The organism is Massilia aquatica (genome assembly GCF_011682045.1).
In the GTDB taxonomy this organism is placed as follows: Bacteria; Pseudomonadota; Gammaproteobacteria; order Burkholderiales; family Burkholderiaceae_D; genus Telluria_A; species Telluria_A aquatica.
In genome coordinates this window covers 31,009-53,890 of sequence record NZ_VVIW01000001.1, presented here as the reverse complement: position 1 = coordinate 53,890, position 22,882 = coordinate 31,009, and the positions used below count along the sequence as shown (strand labels likewise).

The window sequence follows — 22,882 nt, the reverse complement described above, 5'->3', positions numbered from 1 at the left end:
GCCATTCGCACCATTTTCCAATTTCCAATACTAAAACAGAGACAGGAACCGCCATGACCCGATCCGATGCGCCGAGCAAAGCCAAATTTCACTGGGACGACCCGCTGCTGCTCAACCTTCAACTGAGCGACGATGAACGCATGGTGCGCGACGCCGCCGCCGCGTACTGCCAGGACAAGCTGGCGCCGCGCATCCTCGAGGCCTTCCGCCACGAGCGCATGGACACGAGCATCTTCCGCGAAATGGGCGAGCTGGGCCTCTTGGGCCCGACCATTCCGGAACAGTACGGCGGCCCTGGCCTGAACTATGTCGCCTACGGCCTGATCGCGCGCGAAGTCGAGCGCATCGATTCGGGCTACCGCTCGATGATGAGCGTGCAGTCGTCGCTGGTGATGGTGCCGATCTATGAATTCGGCACCGAAGAACAGCGCCAGAAATACCTGCCGAAGCTGGCTACCGGCGAGTGGATCGGCTGCTTCGGCCTGACCGAGCCGAACCACGGTTCGGACCCGGGCTCGATGATCACGCGCGCCAAGAAAGTAGCCGGCGGCTACGCCCTGACCGGCTCCAAGATGTGGATCACCAATTCGCCGGTGGCCGATGTGTTCGTGGTCTGGGCCAAGGACGATGAAGGCGCGATCCGCGGCTTCGTGCTGGAAAAAGGCATGGCCGGTTTGAGCGCGCCTGCGATCCACGGCAAGTTCGGCCTGCGCGCCTCGGTCACCGGCGAAATCGTCATGGACAATGTGTTCTGCCCGGAAGAAAACGCCTTCCCGGACGTGCGCGGCCTGAAGGGACCGTTCACCTGCCTGAACTCGGCCCGCTACGGCATTGCCTGGGGCGCGCTGGGCGCGGCCGAAGCCTGCTGGCACACCGCGCGCCAGTACACCATGGACCGGGTGCAGTTCGGCCGTCCGCTGGCCGCCAATCAGCTGGTGCAAAAGAAACTGGCCGACATGCAGACCGAAATCACGCTCGGCCTGCAAGGCTGCCTGCAACTGGGCCGCATGAAAGACGCCGGCACGGCGGCGGTGGAAATCACCTCGATGATGAAGCGCAATTCCTGCGGCAAGTCGCTGGACATCGCCCGCGTGGCGCGCGACATGCTGGGCGGTAACGGTATTTCGGACGAGTTCGGCGTGATCCGTCACATGGTGAACCTGGAAGTGGTCAACACCTACGAAGGCACGCATGACATCCATGCGCTGATCCTGGGACGCGCGCAGACCGGCATCCAGGCTTTCCAGTAACTTCCCGATCGCATTGCCGACGCGCCGCACCGGCAGCGTCGGCGTGCCCACGGGCCGCCTGCGGCCTGTGACGTCCCCGTCTACGCGAACATCACCATCGTCCCCATCAGGGCGACGACCGCCACCACCACAATCAGGATTCCCAGAATTCCCCGCTGCCAGCTCCGCAGGCTGTCCTATTGCGTCGACACCTGCTGGAACGGCCAGCGCCATCACCCTGGGGCGGGAGACCTGCCCCCCAAGCAACACCAGAGCACCATTCCAGCCGCACCTGCCGTTCGTCGTTGCGGCCACATCGGTCCACGTGCACGGAGCGTGACGCAGATTAAGCGCCGGACGTCGTCCTTTTCTATGATTTGCTATCGGCCTGTCCTACCGGCCTGAACATTTCAATGGAGAAGACATGGACACAATCATTGCCAAAAAAGATGCCCTGGAACGCTTGCACGGTGTGCGCTTCGACGAGAAATACCTGGCCATCTGGGTCACCTCGACCGGTTGCACCGGCAAGGAAGACTTCGAGATACGCGTGGGCAAGGGCACGACGGGGAAAATCAGCTTCAGCATGGAAATCTTGCGTATCACGCCAGACCTGTGCAAGACGACCACGCATGTGGTCGAACTCAATTTTTCGTGGGAGGAACTTGGGCTTGACCCGGCGCAGCTCAAGAATGCGTCGGTCAAGGTGGCGAACCCGTTTGGCGTCTTGCGGTAAGAACGGCCCGGCCAGAAAAAAACCCGCCGAGGCGGGTTTTTTATTATCAGAACTTGTAGCCAATCCCGACACTGATCACCTGCGGATCGAGCGTGATGTCCTGCGTCTGGCCGGACGAGAAGTCGACCTTGGTCTTCAGGAAGCTCTTGATGTACGCCACGTCCGCGAACCAGCGGTCGTTGATGTTGTACACCAGGCCGGCCTGCAGGCTGGTGGCCAGCTTGTTCTTGACCTTGAAGGTGGTGGCCGGACCGCCGATGTCGCTGATCGCGGTCAGTTGGCCCGATCCGGTCTCCTTGGCGAAATACGCATAGGTCACGCCCGCGCCCACGTACGGACGCAGCATCGCTTCCGGCTTGAAGAAGCGGTACTGCACCAGGAAGGTCGGCGGCAGTGCCTTGACCGTGCCCAGCTTGCCCGTGCCCTTGATGGCCCCGTCGCCGTACAGGGTGTGCTTGAACGGCATGCCCAGGTCGAGCTCGGCCGAGACGTTGTCGGTCAGGCTGTACGAGAACGAAAAGACCGGCTTGGTGTCGGAACCGATGTCCGCCTTGGTGCCCGGCAGCGCCGGAGCGCTGACGTCGCCGCTCTTGACCTTCGGCGTGATTTCGGCAACGCCGACCTTGGCCGTCCACTGGCCGGCCGATTGCGCCGATGCGCCCGACGCGAGCGCCATCACGGCTGCCGTGGCAACTGCCTTGCCGACACTACTCATACGTAATTTCATTTTTTCTCCAGATTCTTATTATGGGTGCGTCCGGCTTACAGCCAGCCTTTGACGATCATCTGCTCGGCCACGTATTTCGCGATCAGCGAATTTTCGAACGGGGTCGGATGGACGTCGTCGGCGAACATATAGCGGCTGACGTCGCCAGCGATCGTGTTCGCGGTGGTGCAAGCGAGCGAGGTGGTGCCCAGCTTGTTGGCAGCGCACGCGGCCTGGGTGGTGTTGCTCAAGCCGTAAGGCGCCGGATTCTTGATCTGGTCGTGGCTGATCGCGTACAGATCGACGTACAGCACTTTCGACTCGCCTGCAACGCCGGCCTTGAGGTGGGCATTGAAGTTGTCGACCATGGCGATGATCAGCGCCTGCGGCGAGGTCGGCTTGGTCGAGGCCGGAGCGTGGCCCAGGTCAGGCAGGTTGTTCAGGACCACGTAGTTGGCGCCCTTGCCGACCATCTGGGTCTTGACCAGTGCGGCCAGCTCGTCGCCCGCCACACCCATGGCAGCGATCATTTTCGGGCCTTCGGCGGCAGCGAAGGCGGCACCGGCCTTGGCGCCGGCGGCTTCGCCGTCGGCGGTGGCGGTGGCCTTGGCCTTGGCGGCCATCGGCAGGTACACGCTTTCCGACGCGGCTGCGACGTTACCCTGGGCAACCGCTGCCTGCACGGCCGCGCCGATGATGGTCTGGTCGTTGGCGCCCGGACGCTGCGATGCGGCCAGGATGGCGCCGCCGATGGCGGGTCCCGCCGCGGCAGGGTTGGTCGCGCCAGCGGCGAGCTGGGCGGCGAAGTTGGTGGCGAAACTCTGGGCGCCCACCTTGGCGCCTTCGGCTGCGCCGGCTTGCTTGGCGTGCACCGACAGTTCGGCCAGCAATTCGAGGGCGTCGTTGCCGCCGGCGATGACGATCACCACTTCATCGCCCTTGAACTTGCCGCCATTGCGCGACAGGTGATTGGCGACCTGGGTGACGACCGGCACGGTCAGCTGGCCGATCGAGGCACCGGTGGCCTTGTTGCCAGGACCGACAGGGTTGGTCACGCGCGCGCCGCCCTGGGCATAGCTCAGGCAGGAATTGTTGTTGACCACGGCAACCGAGAAGCCGAGGCTGGCGTCGCCGTCGAGGCCGCTCTGGGCCGGGCATGGCGCCGGCAGGCCGAACTGGGCGGCCAGGTATTCGGTGAAGTTCTTGCCGGTCAGGGCAGGATTGGTCGCGCTGCCGTTGCCGTTGATGGTGTACTTGCCGCCGCCGAGCAGTTTGACGGTGCCGACGTTGTAGGTGCCGAGGTCGGCCAGGCTGTCGCCGAACGAGACCTGGGACGAGAATGTGGTTTTCAGTTCCTGATTACCGGTCTCGCTGCCGCCGCAGGCAGTCAGGACGGCTGCGGTGAGCAAAGTCAGCGCAAAATTGATGTGACGCATTGTGTCTCCTGGTGAAATATATAGTTTTTATAAACGAACGGCCGTGCTATTCCCTACCCAACTAATATGCCAGTCTTCCACCTACTTGTATAGGAAAACACCTTAGCAAAATGTCAGTTGAATGCAACAGATCGCGCCATAAAAAAAGTTGCCGGATTATATCAATCGTATCCGGCAAGCGTGCGGCATTGTAAGGCGGGCTTACCTTGGGATCAAGGCGCGAGGGCAGCGTTGAAGAAACCGCGCGCGGCGCTCAGGCAAAACGGCGGCACCAGGCCGGCGTGGTAGTTGCCGGCCACGGCGCGGTCGCCCGACTCGCCGCTTTTGATGGCGTTGAGCTTGACGGCCAGCTTGGCGGCGGCGAAGTTGGTCTTGACCGAGCGGTAGGGATCGGTGCTGCCCGGGGTATCGTCGACGTCGACTTCGGTTACCAGCGCGCTGCCTGCGCCGGCGCGGAAATAATCGACGGCGGCGCGCGTGTTGCTATACGCCACGGTGCGGTCTTCATGGCCGCCGCACAGCAGCAGCGGCGCGCTCGGTACGAAGGTGCGCAGGTCGTTCTTGACGAACAGTTTGCGCAACGGATGCCCGGGTGCGCAGGCCAGCGGCGCGCCGGCCGTCACGTTGCACGGATGGGCCTTGAGGTCGGCCAGGTAATCGTTGCGGTAGCTGGTCTTGAACAGGTTGCCGGCGCCGAAATAATCGCCGTAGCCGTCCGCCTGCGGTTGCGACTCCTTGGCGAACAGGGCATTGTCGGGCCAGCCCGGGGTTTTCAGCAATGCTTCCACGGTGATGGCGCCGCTGGCGAATTTGTCGACGGCGGCGGCGAACGGGGCTTCGTACAGGTCGCTTGATGCGGCATACACGCCGGCGCCGGCGCGCTGGCCGGCGTTGACCAGGGCCGGCAGGAAGCCGGTGGCGCCCTGCCCTGGCTTGCCGTTGAACATGTCGTCACCGAACTGGGCCAGGGCGTACGGGCCTGACATGCCGGCCACGGCGCGCACTTTGAACTCGCCGGCCAGGCCCTGCATGGCGCGCTGGGTGGCGAGCGCCACGTAGCCGCCCTGCGAGTAGCCGGTCAGGAACAGCTTGCCGGAGTCGGCGGTCTTGATGGCGCCGAACACGCTGCGCGCGGCGCGCAGGCCGTCGATCATGTCGTTCGATTGCTGGGCTGCGTCAAGGTAAGGATGGTAGGCCAGCGCGGAATCGGCGTAGCCGACGTAGTTCGGGGCTACCACGATGTAGCCGCGGGCGGCGAACATGGCGGCGATCAGGCGCGATTCGGTATTGGCCAGGGTCGACATGTCGTAGTTGCGTTCGGGCGAGGTGCCGTGCGCATACAGCACCACCGGGCGCGGTCCGCTGCACTCCGGGGCGCTGCCGGACGGCACCATGATGGCGGCGCTGGCGTCGGCCGCTTCATTGGCGCCGCCGACGGTGTTGTAGCGCACCTTGTAGGTCGTCACCGAGCACTTGAGCTCGCCAGTGACAGCGGTGGTGCCGGCCTGGAGCGAGTCGAGCAGCTTGCCGAACACGGCCGGGTCGAGGGTGGTGACGTTGGCGCCGTTGGCGCTGACCGGCATGACGGCCGCGCCGCCGCCGATGACGCTGCCGCGCGCCGCCGGGGTCGGCGTGGGGACTGGCGTCGGGGTCGGGGTGGGCGTCGGGGTCGGGGTCGGGGTTGGCGTCGGTGCAGGCGCGTCGTCGCTGCCTCCACAAGCCGTTAATGATAGGGTGAGGAGTGCAGCGAAAGCGAGGCGCATGGTGGAGTCCGTCAGGAAAAGGGTTCGTGGTTGAGCAGGCCGTGCACGATGCCGGTCGATCCATGCGCTGCGCGGCGCAAACGGTCGTTTACACCCAGCCAGGCGTCGTCCTGCGGCGGCGCCTCGACCAGAATCAGGTCGGCCCCAGCCGCATCCATCGCGCGCAACGCCGCATACAGTGCGTGTGCGAAACCTTCCGGGCTTGTGGGAAGCTGGTTTTCAGCGAACACATCCGGGAAGTGCGAGTAGTGTATCAAAGCTACTTTCTTTCCCGCATTCTTCAATCGTGCGAGGGTGTCGCCAATCCCGGCGCTGGCCTGCATCGCCACCGGCGTATGGGGCGCGTAGTGCGATTCCAGGGTGCCGGACGCGCGCGGCGCGGCGGCGTCGGGCGCGGCCGGCATGGCGTCGATGACGGCCGCGATCGCTTCGGCGCTGATGTGGCCGGGGCGCAGCAGCACCGGGCCGTGGGTTGCCAGGCGCGACAGGTCGACAATGGTCGATTCGATCCCGACCGCGCTCTGGCCCCCGTCGAGCACGGCGTCCACCGTGCCGTCGGCGCCGAACTCGTCGATGACGTGGCGGGCCGTGGTCGGGCTGACATGGCCGAACTTGTTGGCCGACGGCGCCGCCACCCCTCCCCTGCCGCCCTTGAACGATCGCAAGAGCGCAATGGCGACCGGGTGCGAGGGGCAGCGCAGGCCGACCGTATCCTGGCCGCCGGAGACGGCGTCCGGAATGTTGGCGGCGCGCTTGAGGATCATGGTCAGCGGGCCGGGCCAGAAGGCGGCCGCCAGTTGTCCGGCTTCGGCGGGAATGTCGGTCGCCCAATAGCCAAGGTCGGCGTCGGGCGCCACATGCACGATCACCGGGTGGTCTTGCGGACGGCCCTTGGCCTGGTAGATGCGGGCCACGGCGTCCGGGTTTTCGGCGTCGGCGCCGAGGCCGTAGACGGTCTCGGTCGGCAGGGCCACCAGGCGGCCCTGTTCCAGCAGACGGGCGGCGGCGTCGATGGCGGCCAGGTCGAGCGCTACGTCACTCATGCCGCGATCCCGAGAATGGCGCAGGCGGCGGCCAGTTGGCTTTGCGCTTGCGCCAGGGTCGGGGCGATGAAGGTCACGTGGCCCATCTTGCGGCCGCGCCGCGCATCTTCCTTGCCGTACAGGTGCAGGCAGGCGCCGGGCAGCGCCAGCAGCTCGGCCCAGGCCGGTTCGGCCGGGATGTCCGAACCGTCGGCAAACCAGATGTCGCCCAGCAGGTTGAGCATGACGGCCGGCGAATGCTGGCGTACATCGCCCAGCGGCAGGCGCGCCATGGCGCGCACCTGTTGCGCGAACTGGCTGGTGACGCAGGCGTCCATCGTGTAGTGGCCGCTGTTGTGCGGACGCGGCGCCATTTCGTTGACCACCAGCGAGCCGTCGGTGAGCACGAAAAATTCGATGCACAGCACGCCGACGTAGGCAAGCTGGTCGACGATGACCCTGGCGGCCTGCTGCGCCCTGGCGGCGCTATCAAACGACACGTTCGGGCCGGGAACGGTGGTGGTGAACAGGATGCCGTCGCGGTGCACGTTTTCGGCGATCGGGTAGACCACCGACTCGCCATCGGCACCGCGCGCGGTCAGGACCGACACTTCGTAGGCCAGCGGCAGCATTTTTTCGAGCAGGCAAGTGACGCCGCCCATGGCATCGAATGCCGCGCGTACATCGTCACGAGTGCGGACCACGGACTGGCCCTTGCCGTCGTAGCCCATGCGCACGGTTTTCAGGATACCCGGCAGCAGCAAATCCTCGATGCTGTCGATATCCATCAGCGTGGCGATGGTCTTGTGCGGCGCCGGAGGAACCCCGGAATGCGCCGCGCAGCCGGCCAGGAAACGCTTTTCGGCGATGCGGTCCTGGGCGACCGCCACGCAGTCGGCGCCGGGAGCGACAAAGGCGTGGCTGGCCAGCAGGCGCAGGCTGTCGGCCGGCACGTTTTCGAATTCGGTGGTCACGGCCACGCACGACTGCCCGAGCTGGGCCAGCGCCTGCGGGTCGCTGTAATCGGCCGCGATCAGGCTGTCGGCGGCATGCCCGGCGGGACTGTCGGGCGCCGCTTCCAGCACGGCCACCTTGAAGCCCATGGCCTGGGCGGCGTGCACGAACATGCGGCCGAGCTGGCCGCCGCCCATGACGCCGAGCCGGGCCGGTGGCAAAAATGGAAAATGCTGTTGCGTCATACCGGCAATACCGAAGCCTTGGCGGCGGCTGTCTGGCGCGCGCGGAATTGTTCGAGCTGCGCGGCCAGGGCGTCGTCGCTGCAGGCCAGCATGGCAACGGCGGCCAGCGCCGCGTTGGCCGCGCCCGCTTCACCGATGGCGAAGGTGGCAACCGGAATGCCCTTTGGCATCTGCACGATGGACAGCAAGGAATCCTTGCCCGAAAGATAGCGCGACGGCACCGGCACGCCGAGCACCGGCACGATGGTCTTGGCGGCGATCATGCCAGGCAAGTGGGCGGCGCCGCCGGCGCCGGCGATGATGGCGCGCAAGCCGCGCGCGCGGGCGCTTTCGGCGTAGGCGAACATTTCATCGGGCATGCGGTGGGCCGAAACGACCTGGGCTTCGAACGGCACGCCGAAGTCCTTGAGCATGTTGACGGCGTGCTGCATGACTTCCCAGTCCGACGAGGAACCCATGACGATGCCGACCACGGGTTTGTTTTCAGTAGCGCTCATCATCAAGCCTTCAAGGTGTCGCCGGTGAGGCGCTCAAGCGCTTCGACGTATTTGGCGCGGGTGTTGGCGATGACCTCATCGGGCACGCTCGGGGCTGGCGCGGCCTTGTTCCAGTCGGTCAGGGTTTCCAGGTAGTCGCGCACGAACTGCTTGTCGTACGACGGCGGCGACATGCCGACCTGGTAGCTCGACATCGGCCAGAAGCGCGAGGAGTCGGGCGTGAGGATTTCATCGATCAGGTGCACGGTGCCGTGCTGGTCCAGGCCGAATTCGAACTTGGTGTCGGCGATGATGATGCCGCGCGTGGCCGCGTATTCGGCGGCGGCGGTGTAGAGCGTGATCGCATAGTCGCGCACCTGGGTGGCGATGTCGGCGCCGACGATCTTCTGCGCTTCTTCGAACGAAATATTTTCATCATGCGCGCCGGCCGGGGCCTTGGTCGATGGCGTAAACAGCACACTCGGCAATTTTTGCGCTTCCTGCAGGCCAGCCGGCAGGTCGATGCCGCAGACCTTGCCGGTCTTCTGGTAATCTTTCCAGCCGGAACCGATCAGATAGCCGCGCACGATCGCTTCGATGCCCAGCGGGGTCATTTTCTTGACCACGATGGCGCGCCCTTCGACCTGCGCGCGTTCCTCAGGCGAGACCAGCGAGACCGGGTCGATGCCGGTATCGTGGTTGGGCATCAGGTCCTTGTACTTGGCGAACCAGAAATTGGACATGGCCGTCAGGATCTTGCCCTTTTCGGGGATCGGCTCATTCAAAATGACGTCGAAGGCGGACAGGCGGTCGGTCTGGATGACCAGCAGTTTGTCGTCGCCGACGGCGTAAATGTCGCGTACTTTCCCACGGTGCAGGAACGGCAGGGACTTCAGGTTTGTTTCGAGAACGCCAGACATGTGAATCCTTGAGGTGGTTAGGGCAGCCAGCCCGGCTTGCTTTCGGTGTGCAATTCATGCGTTACCCGGCCTTCGTAGGGCGTGTCGAAGGTGCCGAGGGTAACGGCGATACGGTCGCTGTGATCCATCATCTGCCAGGTCAGGTTCGATCCGCACACGCCGCAGAACGCGCGCTCGACACCGGGCGAGGACGCGTAGCGCGTGATCGCATCGAGTCCGGCGACGATGCGCAGGTCGCTTGACGCCACGTTGACGTAGGGGCCGTTGGCGGCGCCATGCTGCTTCTGGCACATGGTGCACCAGCAGATGCTGGCGTAGTCAACGTCGCCGTGGATGTCGTAGCGGACCGCGCCGCAGAGGCAGCTGCCTGTGTACATGATGAAAGATGGTCAAAAAAACAGCAGTTGTGACAGGACAAAAACACACGCGCCCAAAAGGCGCGTGCGGGTACTACGTGTGTTCAGCCTACAGTTTACTTGTTTACTTCACGATCTGTGCCAGCTCGCCTTTTTTGTAACGCTCGGCCATCTGGTCCATGGTCATGACCTTGATCTTGGCGGCCTGGCCTTCGCAGCCGAACGCCAGGAAGCGCGCCTTGCAAATCTCGGTCGCCGCTTCGCGGGCCGGCTTGAGGAAGTCGCGCGGGTCGAACTTGGACGGGTTCTCGAACATGTACTTGCGCACGGCGGCGGTCATGGCCAGGCGGATATCGGTGTCGATGTTGATCTTGCGAACGCCGTGACGGATGCCTTCCTGGATTTCTTCAATCGGCACGCCGTAGGTTTCTTTCATGTCGCCGCCGAATTCGCGGATGATCGCCAGCAATTCCTGCGGCACCGACGAGGAACCGTGCATCACCAGGTGGGTGTTCGGGATGCGCGCATGGATTTCCTTGATGCGGTCGATGGCGAGGATGTCGCCGGTCGGCTTGCGCGTGAACTTGTAGGCGCCATGCGAGGTGCCGATGGCGATCGCCAGCGCATCGCACTGGGTGCGCTGCACGAAGTCGGCGGCCTGGGCCACGTCGGTGAGCAGCTGCTCGCGGGTCATCAGGCCGTCGGCGCCATGGCCGTCTTCCTTGTCGCCCTTCATGGTCTCGAGCGAACCGAGCACGCCCAGTTCGGCTTCGACGGTCACGCCGATCGAGTGCGCGAACTTGACCACTTCACGCGAGACATCGACGTTGTACTCGTAGGAAGCGACGCTCTTGCCGTCGGCTTCGAGCGAGCCGTCCATCATCACCGAGGTGAAGCCGGAGCGGATCGCGGTCATGCAGACCGCTGGCGACTGGCCGTGATCCTGGTGCATGACGACCGGAATGTGCGGATAGGCTTCGACGGCGGCGTCGATCAGGTGGCGCAGGAAGGCTTCGCCGGCATACTTGCGCGCGCCCGCGGACGCTTGCATGATGACCGGGGAACCGACCGCGTCGGCGGCAGCCATGATGGCCTGCACCTGTTCGAGGTTGTTGACGTTAAACGCAGGCAGGCCATAACCGTTTTCGGCGGCATGGTCCAGCAGTTGACGCATGGATACGAGGGACATGGTAATACTCCAAACAATAGAAAGCTGTGTGCCGCCAGGGGAGCGCAGACCGCGCGGGTAGCGCGCAACGCCTCCAGGCGGCGGCGGGGGCTGTGATTCAGCCGCGGCCGCAAATTCGATGCTTGCCGCGCCCATGAGGGACGCGGCCAGATTACATTAACTAAATTCGCCGACGCGCACGATCTTCAGTGCATTGGTGCCGCCGACCTGCCCCATCGGCTCGCCCCAGGTGACGACGATCATGTCACCTTTTTTGACGATTCCCTTGGCGACCATCAAATCCTCGGCCTGCTTGAGCACCGCCGTGCTGTCGCCTTCCTGCATCAGGTTGTAGGCGCGCACATTGCGGTACAGCGCAGCCTTGCGGTGCGTGGTGGTGCTCGGCGTGAGCGCGTAGATCGGGGTGTCGATGCTGTGACGGCTCATCCACAAGGCGGTCGAGCCGGACTCGGTCAGCGCCACGATGGCTTTTACGCGCAGGTGGTGCGCGGTAAACAGGGCGCCGTAGGCGATCGACTGGTCGATGCGGGTAAACGTCACGTTGAGGAAGTCGGCGTCGAGCTTGTTGTACTCGGACTGCTCGGCTTCCAGGCAGATCGCGGCCATCATTTCGACCGTTTCGATCGGGTAGCGGCCAGACGCGGTTTCGGCCGAGGTCATGACCGCATCGGTGCCGTCCAGCACGGCGTTGGCGACGTCCGACACTTCGGCGCGGGTCGGCACGGCGTTGACGATCATCGACTCCATCATCTGGGTCGCGGTAATGGCCAGCTTGTTGGAGGCGCGCGCCATGCGGATCATGCGTTTTTGCAGCGCCGGCACGGCAGCGTTGCCAACTTCCACGGCCAGGTCGCCGCGCGCGACCATGATGCCGTCGGAGGCGTCCAGGATTTCCTGCAGCACAGGAATCGCTTCGGCGCGCTCGATCTTGGCGATCATCATCGGCTTGTGGTGGAACGGTTCGCCGGCGATATTGGCCAGCTGGCGCGCCATTTCCATGTCGGTTGCGCTTTTCGGGAAGGAAATGGCCAGATAGTCGGCCTGGAAACTCATGGCCGTCTTGATGTCTTCCATGTCCTTGGCGGTCAGGGCCGGCGCGGTCAGGCCGCCGCCCTGGCGGTTGATGCCCTTGTTGTTGGACAGCTCGCCGCCGACCTTGACCACGGTGAAAATCTCGTGCGCCAGGATGCGCTCAACCACCAGCACGATCAGGCCGTCGTTGAGCAGGAGCTTGTCGCCGGTGCGTACATCGCGCGGCAAGGCTTTGTAGTCGAGGCCGACTCTTTCCTGGTTGCCCAGTTCGCCGTTCTCGCCCCACTTGGCGTCGAGGATGAACTTGTCGCCCGTTTCCAGGTTAATCTTGCCCTGTTCAAATTTCCCTACACGAATCTTGGGACCCTGCATGTCCGCCATGATCGCCACTTCGCGGCCGCACTGGGCGGCAGCGCGCCGCACCAGGTTGGCGCGGTCGATGTGATCCTGCGCCTTGCCATGCGAAAAATTCAGCCTGACCACGTCGACACCCGCCTCGATCATGCGGACGAGAATATCGAAGTCGGTCGAAGCCGGGCCAATCGTTGCGACGATCTTGGTACCACGAAACATAGAGAGTCCTTGAAGTGAAAGCGCAGCCGGGAAGGCTGCGCTGTGGGCTTACTGGGAACTGCGTTGTAACAGGATTTCGACTGCCGGCAGGGTTTTTCCTTCGAGGAATTCGAGGAAGGCGCCACCGCCCGTGGAGATATAGCCAATTTTATCGCTGATCGCGTATTTTGCAATCGCGGCCAGGGTGTCGCCGCCGCCGGCGATGGAAAACGCGTTGGAGTCGGCAATCGCCAGCGCCAGCGTTTTGGTGCCTTCGCCGAACTGGTCGAATTCGAACACCCCGACCGGGCCGTTCCAGACGATGGTGCCGGCCTTGGCGATCTGCGCGGCCAGGGTGGCGGCGGTTTTCGGGCCGATATCCAAAATCATGTCGTCATCCTGCACGTCGGCCACGTCCTTGACGGTGGCAAGCGCCGTTGGCGAGAATTCCTTGGCGCACACCACGTCGACCGGAATCGGCACCTGGGCGCCGCGCGCGGCCATCATGTCGATGATGGCTTTCGCTTCGGTGACGAGGTCGGCTTCGACCAGCGACTTGCCGATGTTCAGGCCGACGGCTTTCATGAAGGTGTTGGCGATGCCGCCGCCGACGATCAGGTTGTCGACCTTGTCGGCCAGGGCTTTCAGAATCGACAGCTTGGACGAGACCTTGGAACCGGCCACGATGGCCAGCAGCGGACGGTTGGGTGCGCCCAGCGCCTTGCCCAGTGCGTCGAGTTCGGCGGCCAGCAGCGGACCGGCGCACACCACTTGGGCGAACTTGGCGATGCCGTGGGTGGTCGCTTCGGCGCGGTGGGCGGTGCCGAAGGCATCATTCACGTAGATATCGCACAGCTTGGCCATTTTCTGGGCCAGTTCATCGGCATTCTTCTTTTCACCCTTGTTGACGCGGCAGTTTTCCAGCAGCACGACCTGGCCCGGAGCCACGTCGACACCATCGACCCAGTTCTGCTTGAGTTCAACCGGCTGGCCGAGCAGTTCGGACAGGCGCGCGGCGACCGGCGCCAGGCTGTCTTCGGGCTTGAATTCGCCTTCGGTCGGACGGCCCAGGTGCGAGGTGACCATGACGGCGGCGCCGGCCTTGATGGCGGCGGCGATCGCCGGCACCGAGGCGCGGATGCGGGTATCTTCGGTAATGTTGCCGGCGTCGTCCTGCGGCACGTTGAGGTCGGCGCGGATGAACACGCGCTTGCCCTGCAGGGCGTGCTGGTCGATCAGGTCTTGCAAACGGGTGAAGTTCAGAACAGCGTGCATTGGCGATCCACGAGTCAAATGATGAAAGAACGCTATTTTACCGCAAGCCCAGCCCGAAAACCCTACTGTAACCAGATACGCAGGACCGTAAAGAACAGCATGCCGAAAATGATGGTTTCAAGCATATTTCTTCTCAGCAGGTAATAACCCGTCGCGGCAATACCAGCGATGAATTTGTAGTTGTCCAGGCCCAGTTGCAGTTGCCCGGTATTGCCCAGCACCAGGTCAGGCGCGATGATGGCCGCCAGCGCGCAGGCCGGGGCGAAGCGCAGCATTTCCTGGACTTTCTTGGGAATGGTGATGTGGTGGCCGATCAGCCAGAACGAGCTGCGCGTGGCGGCGGTGGCAAAGGCCAGGGCAATGATGGTGATCCAGATTTCGACGTCAGACACGTGGCTCTCCCTTGGCGGCGCGGCGCTTTTCGCGCTTTTCGTTGAGCGCCTGGACCGCCATGGCGGTCAGCATGCCGAGCAGCACCGCAGCGAGTAAACCCAGCTTGTACGGCAATTCGTAGGCCAGCACGGCGGTGGCGCCGGCGACCAGCACGCCGCACAGGGCGGCGCGGTTAATCGTCAGGGGAATCATGATGCACAGGATCGCCAGGGTGCCGGCAAAGCCCAGGCCCCATTCGGTCGGCACCGCGCTGCCGAGGAACACGCCGGCGATCGAACCGACTTGCCAGGATACCCAATTAGGGTAAAGCAAGCCCTTCAGATACGACACCTTGCCCAGGGCCGGCTCTTCGCTTGGAAAACGTTGCAGGAACAGTGCCACGGTCAGGTCGCCCGCCGTATAGCCGAGCAAAAAGCGCTTTTGCCACGGCAGATGGGCAAAGTGCGGCGCCAGCAAAGCGGAAAAGATGACAAAACGTAAATTGACCACCAGCGCGGTGGCGAATACCACCCAGATGGGAGCGTCGGCCACGATCAGCGGGAGAGAGGCGAGCTGGGCCGAGCCGCCGAAGACGATCAGGGTCATGCCCAGCGCTTGCGGCACGGTCAGGCCACTCTTGACCATGGCGATGCCCACCACCAGGCCCCAGGCGCCGATGCCGAACAGGGTCGGCAGGCCGGTCTTGAAGGCTTCGCGCCAGATGGCCTGGTCTTCATCGGGAGGACGCAAGGCGGCCGGGGGCGGAGTCACGTCATTCATGTGGTTTTCTTGCCACAACAGGGCCGGGCGGGTGGTGCAAATGAAACAATGCAGTGTGGCATGAAGCGCAATCAGTGTGAGCGCCGGCATGCCTGTTTTCATAGGGAAAGAAGCGAACGCGGCCGTAATGGGGTGAGACTATTTTACCGATCATTTCGGCTAATTGCCCGAATCCGCTAAAATCGAGGTTTTGCATGCCTGACGGAGAATCCATGAACGCCACGAAAACGCCAGCGGTTGAACTCGGCGACAAAGACTTGCCGGCCCATTGCCCGAACCCGGCGATGACGCTGTGGTCGTCCCATCCGCGCGTCTTCCTCGACTTCGGCCATGACGGCCTGGCCAAGTGTCCGTACTGCGGCACCGAGTACCGCCTGAAACCGGGTACGGTGATGGCGCATCACTAAGCAGTCCGCTTCCCAGCAATCCCCTTCCCCTACTTTGCCGAGGGCGCATGAAACGAGTCAAACAACTCAACGGTAGCGCGGCCGAGGTCGAAGCCGCGTTCTATGAAGCGCTCAACCGCGGGGACATCGACGCGCTGATGCTGCTGTGGGCCGACGACGAGGAAATCGTCTGCATCCACCCGGGCGGGCCGCGCCTGCACGGGCATGCGGCGATCCAGGCTTCGTGGGAAGCGATCCTGGAACGGGGCGGCTTGCAGATCCGGCCGTCGCAGCTGCACGAGACCCACAATTTGATGAGTTCGGTGCATACCGTCATCGAAGGCGTGAGCTCGAGCGGCGGCGAGCCGGCGCACCTGATCGCCACCAACGTGTATATCAAGACGCCGCAGGGCTGGCGCATCGTGCTGCACCATGTGTCGGTCGCGCCCGGCGCGGTGCCGGCGCACGAGCATCCGAGTTCCAGCCTGCACTGATTCCATTTTGCCGACACTGTATACAGCACCGCTGTGGCTGCCCGGCGGGCACCTGCAAACCATGTATCCGGCCGTGGCCATCGCCAGGCCGGCGGTGGCATTCCGGCGCGAACGCTGGGAAGCGCCGGACGGCGACTTCGTCGATGTCGATTTTGTCGATGGGGAGCCGGGCCAACCGCTGGTGGTCCTGTTCCATGGGCTGGAAGGCTCGTCCGCCAGCCACTACGCGCGCGCCCTGATGGCGGCCGTAAGCGCGCGCGGCTGGTCGGGCGCGGTGCCGCATTTCCGCGGCTGCTCGGGCGAGCCGAACCGGGCGCCGCGCTTTTATCACTCGGGCGACGCGAACGAGGTCGACTGGATCGTGCGGCGTTTGCGCGCGCGCGCGCAAGGCAGGCTGTACGCGGCTGGCGTCTCGCTCGGCGGCAACGCGCTGCTGCGCTGGCTGGGCGAATCGCAATCCCGGGCCGGGATTGTCGATGCGGCGGTGGCGGTATCGGCCCCGCTCGACCTGGCGCGCGGCGGCGAGGCGCTCTCCTCGGGCGTGAACATGGTCTACACGCGCATGTTTCTCAAGACGCTCAAGCCCAAGTGCCTGGCCAAGCTGGAGCAGTTTCCGGGCCTGTTCAAGCGCGACGCGCTGATGAACGCGCGCGACCTGTACGCTTTTGATAACGTGGTCACCGCGCCGCTGCACGGCTACCGCGATACCGACGATTATTGGAACCGCGCCAGCGCCAAACATGTGCTGGGCGATATCACCGTGCCGACCCTGGTGCTCAATGCGCGCAACGATCCGTTTTTGCCGAGCAGGTATCTGCCGGCCAGCGCTTCGCACGCGGTGACCCTGGAGTATCCGGAGCATGGCGGGCATGTCGGCTTTGCGGTGGGCAATCCGCCGGGACGGCTGGACTGGCTGCCGCGCCGCATCCTGGGATTTTTTGATGCGGCAACGTCGACGCGCGATGCGACGCGCGCGCCAGACGCGGACGAACTATGCGAAGCTGCCGCCCATGGATGATATTGTAAAAAAAGCGATGGCCAAATGGCCGGACGTGCCGCATTGCTACGGCTGGCTGGCGCTCGACGCGCGCGGCAACTGGCGCATGCGCGACGAGCGCGCGCAGCATCTGAACCTGCCGGGCGACAAGGTGGTGCAGGTGGCGCTGCTGGGTTTTATCAACCGCAATTACCTGTCTGATGAGCGCGGCTGCTGGTTTTTCCAGAACGGACCACAGCGCGTGTTCGTCAACCTGGAAGCGACGCCGTACATCGCGCGCACCGATCCAGCCCAGGGGCTGGTGCTGCACACGGGCGAGCCGGTGGCGTCGATCGCGCGCGCATGGATGACCGAAAACGGCGAGCTGATCGTCGAGAGTGCGGGCAAGATCGCGCAGGTCGACGACCGCGACGTGGCGCAACTGATGGCGACGCTCGAAATCGACGGCAACAGCGCGTCCGACGAAGCGCTGATGGGCTGGCTCGATGGCGGCCCCGGCCGGCTGACCTTGCGTTACAGGGACCAGGCCGCGCCGGTCGAGCGCATCGGGCGCGACGAGGTGGCGACGCGCTTGCAGTTTGTCCGGATGCCGGCGCCAGCAGGCGTTTAGCACTGGCACAGATCGCGCAGCGGCGGCTTGACGGCACGCCCTGCGCACGACTGATGCAGCGCAAAGCCTGGGCAGGCTCGCTCGCTACAATGCCCCATGCCTGCCCAACAACACGACCTTGGATACCGCGCGCTGTTTGCCCACCCGGAAATGGTGCGCGAACTGATCACCGGCTTTACTCCCTTCAAGCTGCTTGACGGGGTTGCCCTGTCGGCCTTCGAACGGGTCAATGCGGACTACGTGAGCGAGCGGCCGTCGGCACGCCAGGGTGATGTGGTCTGGCGCGTCCGGCTCGGCGATCACGTCCTCGACGTGGTCATCCTGCTCGAATTCCAGTCGGGCGTGGACCGCTGCATGGCGCTGCGCATGCAGACCTACGTCGGCTTGCTGTGCCAGGACCTGGTCAAGCGCCATCAGTTGCCACCAGGATTACTGTTGCCGCCAGTGCTGCCGCTGGTGTTCTACAACGGCACCACGCCCTGGAACGCCCCCAAGGATCTGACCGAGTTGCTGATGGAGTGCCCCGCCGAGCTGGCGGCCTTGCAGCCATCGCAACGCTACGCGCTGATCGACCAGCGGCGCCTGGACCGGGCGGAACTGGACGCGAATGACGATTTGCTGGCGCTGCTGTTCCGGATTGAACTTTCGCAGTTCCTCGATGTCTTAACGACACATGTGCCGGCGCTGAAAACCTGGTTCAGGACAACGCCCCTGACCAGCCTGCGGACCTCGGTCTGGGCGTGGTGGAAATCGCTGCTGGCGCGTAAAGCGGCCGATACGCAATTGTTTAACCTGGATAGTGTAGAGGAGAGTGACATGGACATGGACATGGACCTGTCAGCGTTAACCTGGGCCGAGCAGATGCAGCACCTCGGCTTTCAAAAGGGCTGCGCAGAAGGCAAGGCCGAAGGCATCGAGGAGGGGCAGGCAATCGCGCTACGCAGGGCGTTGGGCAGTGTGTTGCACGGGCGCTTCGGCAAGCTGCCGGAGCCGGTGGCGGAGCGTATCGGCCAGGCTTCGCAGGCGCAGCTTGAACAGTGGTTCGAGCGCAGCCTTGCTGCGCCGAGCCTGTCCGCGGTATTTGACGTAGATGGCGGGACCGTCGAAGGCACGTCCGGCTGACATCGCCGCTGCGCAAAGGCAGCGATGACGGCTGCGCAGAGTGCCATGTGCGGCTGCGGCGGCTCGTACCGCAGCGCCACAAAATGGTTTCGACCGCGTCGCGCCGTTACTTCTTCGCTTCTTTCATTTCTTCGCGCCGGCGTGCCTGCAATTCGCGTTCGCGCGCGTCGATCACGGCCATGTCGTAGAACGAGGCATCGCTGGCCTTGCGTGCAATGGTCAGCTGGTCGAGCGCGGCCAGCATGCCGCCGCTGAGCGCGTACGATTCTGCCAGCGCCAGATGCTGCAAGGCGATCTTGCCCTGCGCGGCGTAGGTCTTGGCCAGCAATTCGTGCAACTTCGGCTCTTCGCGGTACAGCTGCGCCTGGTCGCGCAGGAAGCGCGCTGCATCGTCGAGCTTGCCGTTGACAATCATCGCGTCGGCGTACTGGCGCGCAATGCCGCGCGAGAGCGGATAGCGCAGATGCGCCTGCTCGGCCTCCTTGAGCGCCAGCTGCTTGACCGACGCCGGCTGGCCGGCCGCCAGCTTGATTTCCAGCGCCATGCTGGCAAACATGGCGGCGCCGTCGGAACTGGCTTGCCCGGTCGAAAACACCGCGCCCTCGGCCGGACGCATGGTGCCGCGCGCCTTCTCGAGCCAGCCCTGGGCCTTGGCCAGGTCGCCTTTTTTCAGTGCCAGGTAAGCCAGCCCGTATTGGGCGCCGGCCTGCTGCTGGCGGCTTTGCTGGGTCAGCTGCGCGTCGAAAAACGCGGCCGCCTCCACCCTTCCCTGCGTGCTTTCGTCCTGCAGCACGCGGGCGCGCGCGCGCACCAGATGAAACTCCAGGCTGTCGACGCGCTGGCGATAGGGAATTTCGCGGATGCGCGCCTGGATGTCGGAAATGCGCTCCGAGGTCAGCGGGTGGCTGCGCAGATAGGCCGGCATCAGGTCGCTGTAGACACGGCTGGCCGCCTGCATGCGCCCGAAAAAGGCCACCATGCCGGAAGTGTCGTAGCCGCCGGCGCCCATGATCTGGAAGCCGATGCGGTCGGCCTCGCGCTCGGCGTCGCGGCTGAAATTGAGCTGGCGCTGGATCTGCAAGCCCTGCCCGCCCATGAAGACGCCAATGGCGGCGTCCGAGCCCCCCTTGGAAGCGAGCGCGGCCAGGATCATGGCCGCCAGGGGAATCAGCGCATCCTGCTTTTGCTGGCCCAGCATGCGCGCGATGTGACGCTGCGCCACGTGGCCGATTTCGTGCGACATGACCGACGCCAGTTCGGATTCGCTCTGGGCCGCCAGCAGCAGCGCCGAGTGCACGGCGATGAAGCCACCCGGCAGCGCGAAAGCGTTGAGCATCGGATCGCGCACGGCGAAGAAGTAATAATCGGCGTTGGTCTCGCCGCGCGCGCCCGGGTAGGAGGCGACCAGGCCGCTGCCGAATTCGTTGAGGTATTCGAGAATCGGATCGTCGTCGAGGAAATCGTGGTCGCGTTTAATATCGCGCATGATTTCTTCGCCAAGGCGGCGTTCGAGCACCGGAGAGAGATCTTCGCGCGCGGTGTCGCCCAGGGTCGGCAGGCTGGTGGCGTTCAGATTGTTCTGGGCCGGCGCCACTGGCGCAAGCGCGCCCAGCGCCGTCGCCAGGGCGACCGACAGCAGCGCGCGCGCATAGGGGCGGCGCGGCGGGCGCAGGTCGGCGGGGGCGGTTTTCGATTTCACGGTGCTATGATAACCGCAAGTGCGCCGCCCTTGCAGCGGCGCCGCAAGCGCCACCGATAACCTGATTAGCTCCTACCTCCCTTCGATCCGATGACAACCTCCCAAAACGACCAGCTTACCCACTTCGACGCCACCGGCCAGGCCCACATGGTCGACGTTGCCGGCAAAAGCGACACGCACCGCATCGCGGTGGCCGCCGGCACCATCCGCATGCAGCCGGAAACGATGGCGCTGGTGCTGTCCGGCAGCGCCAAAAAAGGCGACGTGCTCGGCATTGCGCGCATTGCCGCCATCATGGGCGCCAAGAAAACCAGCGAGCTGGTGCCGCTGTGCCATCCACTGGCGATCACGCGCGTGGCTGTCGACTTCGAGGTCGACCAGGCGGCCAACAGCGTGCACTGCCGCGCCCAGGTCGAGACAGTCGGCAAGACCGGAGTCGAGATGGAAGCGCTCACTGCGGTCCAGGTCGGCCTGCTGACGATCTACGACATGTGCAAGGCGGTCGACCGCGGCATGGTCATGACCAACGTGCGCGTGCTGGAAAAACAGGGCGGCAAGTCGGGCAGCTGGCATGCCGACGTATAAGTCTCTGTTTTTTAAAAGATTTGCATGTCCAGCACTTGAACCGGATACCCTTGTTCGATCTTGTGCTAGCTCGTCGAGGTCGCAAAAAATCATAGTTAAATTCTTGTCCTGTCCCACGCCTGTCCCACTGGAAGGCATATGGCAACGTTCAGGCAACGATCAGGAACATGGCAAGCCCGTGTTCGAGTAAAAGGTTTTCCCGTAGAAACAAAATCATTCGATTCAAAAGCTGCTGCACAAAGATGGGCAAGAGAGATTGAGTCCTCTATGGACAACGGAGGGCACCAGCACAGCAGCAAAGGGGCTGAAATCTTGCTTCGTGAAGTGTTACAGCGGTATATGGAGGAAGTAACGCCAACCAAAAGAGGGGCCAAGCGGGAAGCCGAAGGCATAGCATTCATGCAGCGGAACAAGGTGGCCTCGTACAGCATGGCAAAGTTGAGCCCCGCTGTCGTTGCGACTTACCGTGATCACCGCTTAAAGACTGTAGGGGCTGGCACAATAATTCGTGAGCTGTGCATCCTGTCAAGCGTGATAAGCCATGCCAGAAGAGAGTGGAGTCTTCCTATCAGCAATCCCTGTGAGCTGGTTCGTAAGCCAGCAACACCGCTAGGACGAAGTCGCCTGCTGAGCGTCGACGAAGAGGTAAAATTGCTTGACGAGCTTAAACCACGGGGGCGGCGAAGCCCGTGGATGGTGCCGTTAGTGATGTTGGCGTTGGAAACGGCAATGCGTCGAGGCGAACTGCTGGGCCTAAGGTGGGAACACATCGACTTGGAAAAGCAGACCGCTTTCTTGCCGTTGACGAAAAACGGTACTGTGCGGACAGTTCCCCTGTCGAAAAGAGCTGTAGCGATCTTGGCGGATCTTCCTCGTTGCGTTGATGGCCGGGTTTTTCAACTTACCGACATGGGAATGGAGGCAGCGTTCCGTAAGGGATGCGCTCGTGCTGAAATCGTCAACTTACACTTCCATGACCTCCGCCACACGGCCACAAGTCGCCTGGCAGAGAAGCTACCGAATGTGATCGAACTGGCAGCGGTGACCGGGCATCAGACAATTCAGATGCTTAAGCGTTACTACCACCCAAAGGCGGAAGCCTTGGCAAAAAAATTGGATTGAAATAGCAGGAGGGGACCCACGGAAAACGAAAATTTGGTGGGTTTCACCTGCGTTTCTTCGCCTCTATCTACTTGAACTTTGGCCGGTTCAATTTTCTTATAGATAGAGGAAGATACAACCAGCGATATCGCCTGCTTCGCAGCAAGACAGCGTTGCAGGCCATCACTCTGGACGTCTCCCACCGCCCTTCTGGTCCAGCCATTCCTCGAACAAGAACAGTAACCAGGTCACCAGTACGGCCACTTCAAAGGCCATATCGCCCCACTACAGCGTTGATTTCAGATCGAGCTTGCGGGCTCCACAGATAAGTTCTGATGAGCCTGTAGAGGTTCATGTCAAGAATCGACCCTCCAGATAGGTTGCAGTGGACCACCAGTGCTACGACGCCCTGGTCAATTTGCTCTCGGGACAGGTCGGCGTAGTTTCCCGAGGAGATGACCTTCTTTGGCTCCTTGACATACGATGGCCCTCGCAAAATCTTCATGGCGTCTGCGATGATTTTTCTTGCCGTCTCTTTGTTGAGTTGGTCCAGGGTCATTGGGTGCTCCTCAACTGCTGAACTTCGAGCCCAGAAAGCTTCGCCATTTGTGTCGCCTTGTCGATGCTACCGATACGAGCTCGCTTAATCCACTCATGGATAGTCGTCCCGGACACAGCCATTGCGGTGGCTGCTCTAGTGGGGCCGCCGAGTCGATCGACAGCGGTCCTTACGTAATTTGTTGCTAGTTGAAACATTGGGTGTCCTTGTTATTTTTGTTGTTGGACAGTGCTGTGAACTGTCAATCCTTTGACAGATGCATGATATCTATCTGTCAGACTATTTT

The 22,882-nt window shown here is 63.3% G+C and carries 24 protein-coding genes; 9 read left to right on the top strand and 15 right to left on the bottom strand.

Features of this window, described 5'->3' with window-relative positions; translation table 11 throughout:
- The first annotated feature begins 53 nt into the window (after positions 1 to 53).
- Both F1609_RS00270 and F1609_RS00265 read left to right on the top strand, forming a co-directional pair.
- A complete protein-coding gene (locus tag F1609_RS00270; protein ID WP_167073546.1) occupies positions 54 to 1,250 on the top strand; it encodes an acyl-CoA dehydrogenase in 1,197 nt (398 codons plus the stop codon).
- A 403-nt stretch (positions 1,251 to 1,653) separates the two neighbouring features.
- The gene (locus tag F1609_RS00265; RefSeq protein ID WP_167073544.1) at positions 1,654 to 1,965 is read left to right on the top strand and encodes a hypothetical protein; all 312 of its coding nucleotides are present in this window, start codon (positions 1,654 to 1,656) and stop codon (positions 1,963 to 1,965) included.
- Between the two features lie 46 nt (positions 1,966 to 2,011).
- Here the strand turns inward: F1609_RS00265 and F1609_RS00260 are convergent, their stop codons facing one another.
- The 13 genes from F1609_RS00260 to F1609_RS00200 all read right to left on the bottom strand — a co-directional run bounded on the left by F1609_RS00260 (position 2,012) and on the right by F1609_RS00200 (position 15,043).
- Complete coding sequence (locus F1609_RS00260; RefSeq protein ID WP_187362884.1) at positions 2,012 to 2,692, bottom strand: OmpW/AlkL family protein; 681 nt, start codon at positions 2,690 to 2,692, stop codon at positions 2,012 to 2,014.
- A gap of 35 nt (positions 2,693 to 2,727) precedes the next feature.
- Complete coding sequence (locus F1609_RS00255; protein ID WP_167073542.1) at positions 2,728 to 4,107, bottom strand: SGNH/GDSL hydrolase family protein; 1,380 nt, start codon at positions 4,105 to 4,107, stop codon at positions 2,728 to 2,730.
- Between the two features lie 212 nt (positions 4,108 to 4,319).
- Positions 4,320 to 5,870: an alpha/beta hydrolase family protein gene (locus tag F1609_RS00250; RefSeq protein ID WP_167073540.1), complete on the bottom strand. Its 1,551-nt coding sequence runs from the start codon at positions 5,868 to 5,870 to the stop codon at positions 4,320 to 4,322.
- An 11-nt stretch (positions 5,871 to 5,881) separates the two neighbouring features.
- On the bottom strand, positions 5,882 to 6,913 hold the full coding sequence (locus F1609_RS00245; RefSeq protein WP_167073538.1) for an L-threonylcarbamoyladenylate synthase: 1,032 nt from the start codon (positions 6,911 to 6,913) through the stop codon (positions 5,882 to 5,884).
- Entirely contained in the window at positions 6,910 to 8,091 is a 1,182-nt protein-coding gene (locus F1609_RS00240) for a 5-(carboxyamino)imidazole ribonucleotide synthase (protein ID WP_167073536.1), read from the bottom strand. The genes F1609_RS00245 and F1609_RS00240 overlap by 4 nt, the downstream gene beginning before the upstream one ends.
- Complete coding sequence (gene purE / locus F1609_RS00235; protein ID WP_167073534.1) at positions 8,088 to 8,588, bottom strand: 5-(carboxyamino)imidazole ribonucleotide mutase; 501 nt, start codon at positions 8,586 to 8,588, stop codon at positions 8,088 to 8,090. The genes F1609_RS00240 and purE overlap by 4 nt, the downstream gene beginning before the upstream one ends.
- A 2-nt stretch (positions 8,589 to 8,590) precedes the next feature.
- Positions 8,591 to 9,487 (bottom strand): phosphoribosylaminoimidazolesuccinocarboxamide synthase, encoded by an 897-nt coding sequence (locus tag F1609_RS00230; RefSeq protein WP_167073532.1) that lies wholly within the window; start codon positions 9,485 to 9,487, stop codon positions 8,591 to 8,593.
- A gap of 17 nt (positions 9,488 to 9,504) precedes the next feature.
- Entirely contained in the window at positions 9,505 to 9,864 is a 360-nt protein-coding gene (locus F1609_RS00225) for a GFA family protein (RefSeq protein ID WP_167073530.1), read from the bottom strand.
- A gap of 103 nt (positions 9,865 to 9,967) precedes the next feature.
- Positions 9,968 to 11,032, bottom strand: a complete 1,065-nt coding sequence (gene fba / locus F1609_RS00220) for a class II fructose-bisphosphate aldolase (protein ID WP_167073528.1) — start codon at positions 11,030 to 11,032, stop codon at positions 9,968 to 9,970.
- 156 nt (positions 11,033 to 11,188) lie between these two features.
- Positions 11,189 to 12,637 (bottom strand): pyruvate kinase, encoded by a 1,449-nt coding sequence (gene pyk, locus F1609_RS00215; RefSeq protein ID WP_167073526.1) that lies wholly within the window; start codon positions 12,635 to 12,637, stop codon positions 11,189 to 11,191.
- Positions 12,638 to 12,685: 48 nt separating this feature from the next.
- On the bottom strand, positions 12,686 to 13,891 hold the full coding sequence (locus F1609_RS00210; RefSeq protein WP_167073524.1) for a phosphoglycerate kinase: 1,206 nt from the start codon (positions 13,889 to 13,891) through the stop codon (positions 12,686 to 12,688).
- Positions 13,892 to 13,953: 62 nt separating this feature from the next.
- The gene (locus tag F1609_RS00205; RefSeq protein ID WP_167073522.1) at positions 13,954 to 14,283 is read right to left on the bottom strand and encodes an AzlD domain-containing protein; all 330 of its coding nucleotides are present in this window, start codon (positions 14,281 to 14,283) and stop codon (positions 13,954 to 13,956) included.
- Positions 14,276 to 15,043 (bottom strand): AzlC family ABC transporter permease, encoded by a 768-nt coding sequence (locus tag F1609_RS00200; protein WP_167073520.1) that lies wholly within the window; start codon positions 15,041 to 15,043, stop codon positions 14,276 to 14,278. Before F1609_RS00200 ends, F1609_RS00205 begins: the two co-directional genes overlap by 8 nt.
- A 212-nt stretch (positions 15,044 to 15,255) precedes the next feature.
- Between F1609_RS00200 and F1609_RS00195 the strand changes: the two genes are divergently transcribed.
- The 5 genes from F1609_RS00195 (at position 15,256) to F1609_RS00175 (ending at position 18,652) form a co-directional block, all read left to right on the top strand.
- Positions 15,256 to 15,450 carry a zinc-finger domain-containing protein gene (locus F1609_RS00195; protein ID WP_099874977.1) on the top strand — a complete coding sequence of 65 codons (195 nt, stop codon included), beginning with the start codon at positions 15,256 to 15,258 and terminating at the stop codon, positions 15,448 to 15,450.
- A gap of 47 nt (positions 15,451 to 15,497) precedes the next feature.
- Positions 15,498 to 15,923, top strand: coding sequence for a YybH family protein (locus F1609_RS00190; RefSeq protein ID WP_167073518.1), 426 nt, complete (start codon positions 15,498 to 15,500; stop codon positions 15,921 to 15,923).
- A gap of 61 nt (positions 15,924 to 15,984) precedes the next feature.
- Positions 15,985 to 16,941 carry a YheT family hydrolase gene (locus tag F1609_RS00185; protein WP_229421588.1) on the top strand — a complete coding sequence of 319 codons (957 nt, stop codon included), beginning with the start codon at positions 15,985 to 15,987 and terminating at the stop codon, positions 16,939 to 16,941.
- The gene (locus tag F1609_RS00180; protein ID WP_167073514.1) at positions 16,934 to 17,530 is read left to right on the top strand and encodes a DUF2946 family protein; all 597 of its coding nucleotides are present in this window, start codon (positions 16,934 to 16,936) and stop codon (positions 17,528 to 17,530) included. Before F1609_RS00185 ends, F1609_RS00180 begins: the two co-directional genes overlap by 8 nt.
- Positions 17,531 to 17,626: 96 nt before the next feature.
- The gene (locus F1609_RS00175) at positions 17,627 to 18,652 is read left to right on the top strand and encodes an Rpn family recombination-promoting nuclease/putative transposase (RefSeq protein ID WP_167073512.1); all 1,026 of its coding nucleotides are present in this window, start codon (positions 17,627 to 17,629) and stop codon (positions 18,650 to 18,652) included.
- A 106-nt stretch (positions 18,653 to 18,758) separates the two neighbouring features.
- Here F1609_RS00175 and F1609_RS00170 read toward each other — a convergent pair whose 3' ends face one another.
- Positions 18,759 to 20,351, bottom strand: coding sequence for a beta-barrel assembly-enhancing protease (locus F1609_RS00170; protein WP_502572658.1), 1,593 nt, complete (start codon positions 20,349 to 20,351; stop codon positions 18,759 to 18,761).
- A 90-nt stretch (positions 20,352 to 20,441) separates the two neighbouring features.
- Here F1609_RS00170 and moaC point away from each other — a divergent pair, with 90 nt between their 5' ends.
- Positions 20,442 to 20,936, top strand: coding sequence for a cyclic pyranopterin monophosphate synthase MoaC (moaC, locus tag F1609_RS00165; protein ID WP_167073510.1), 495 nt, complete (start codon positions 20,442 to 20,444; stop codon positions 20,934 to 20,936).
- Positions 20,937 to 21,074: 138 nt separating this feature from the next.
- Positions 21,075 to 22,058, top strand: a complete 984-nt coding sequence (locus tag F1609_RS00160) for a site-specific integrase (RefSeq protein WP_167073508.1) — start codon at positions 21,075 to 21,077, stop codon at positions 22,056 to 22,058.
- Between the two features lie 244 nt (positions 22,059 to 22,302).
- On the opposite strand, the gene F1609_RS00155 is transcribed toward F1609_RS00160, so the two are convergent.
- Positions 22,303 to 22,596, bottom strand: coding sequence for a hypothetical protein (locus F1609_RS00155; RefSeq protein WP_229421528.1), 294 nt, complete (start codon positions 22,594 to 22,596; stop codon positions 22,303 to 22,305).
- Between the last annotated feature and the right edge of the window lie 286 nt (positions 22,597 to 22,882).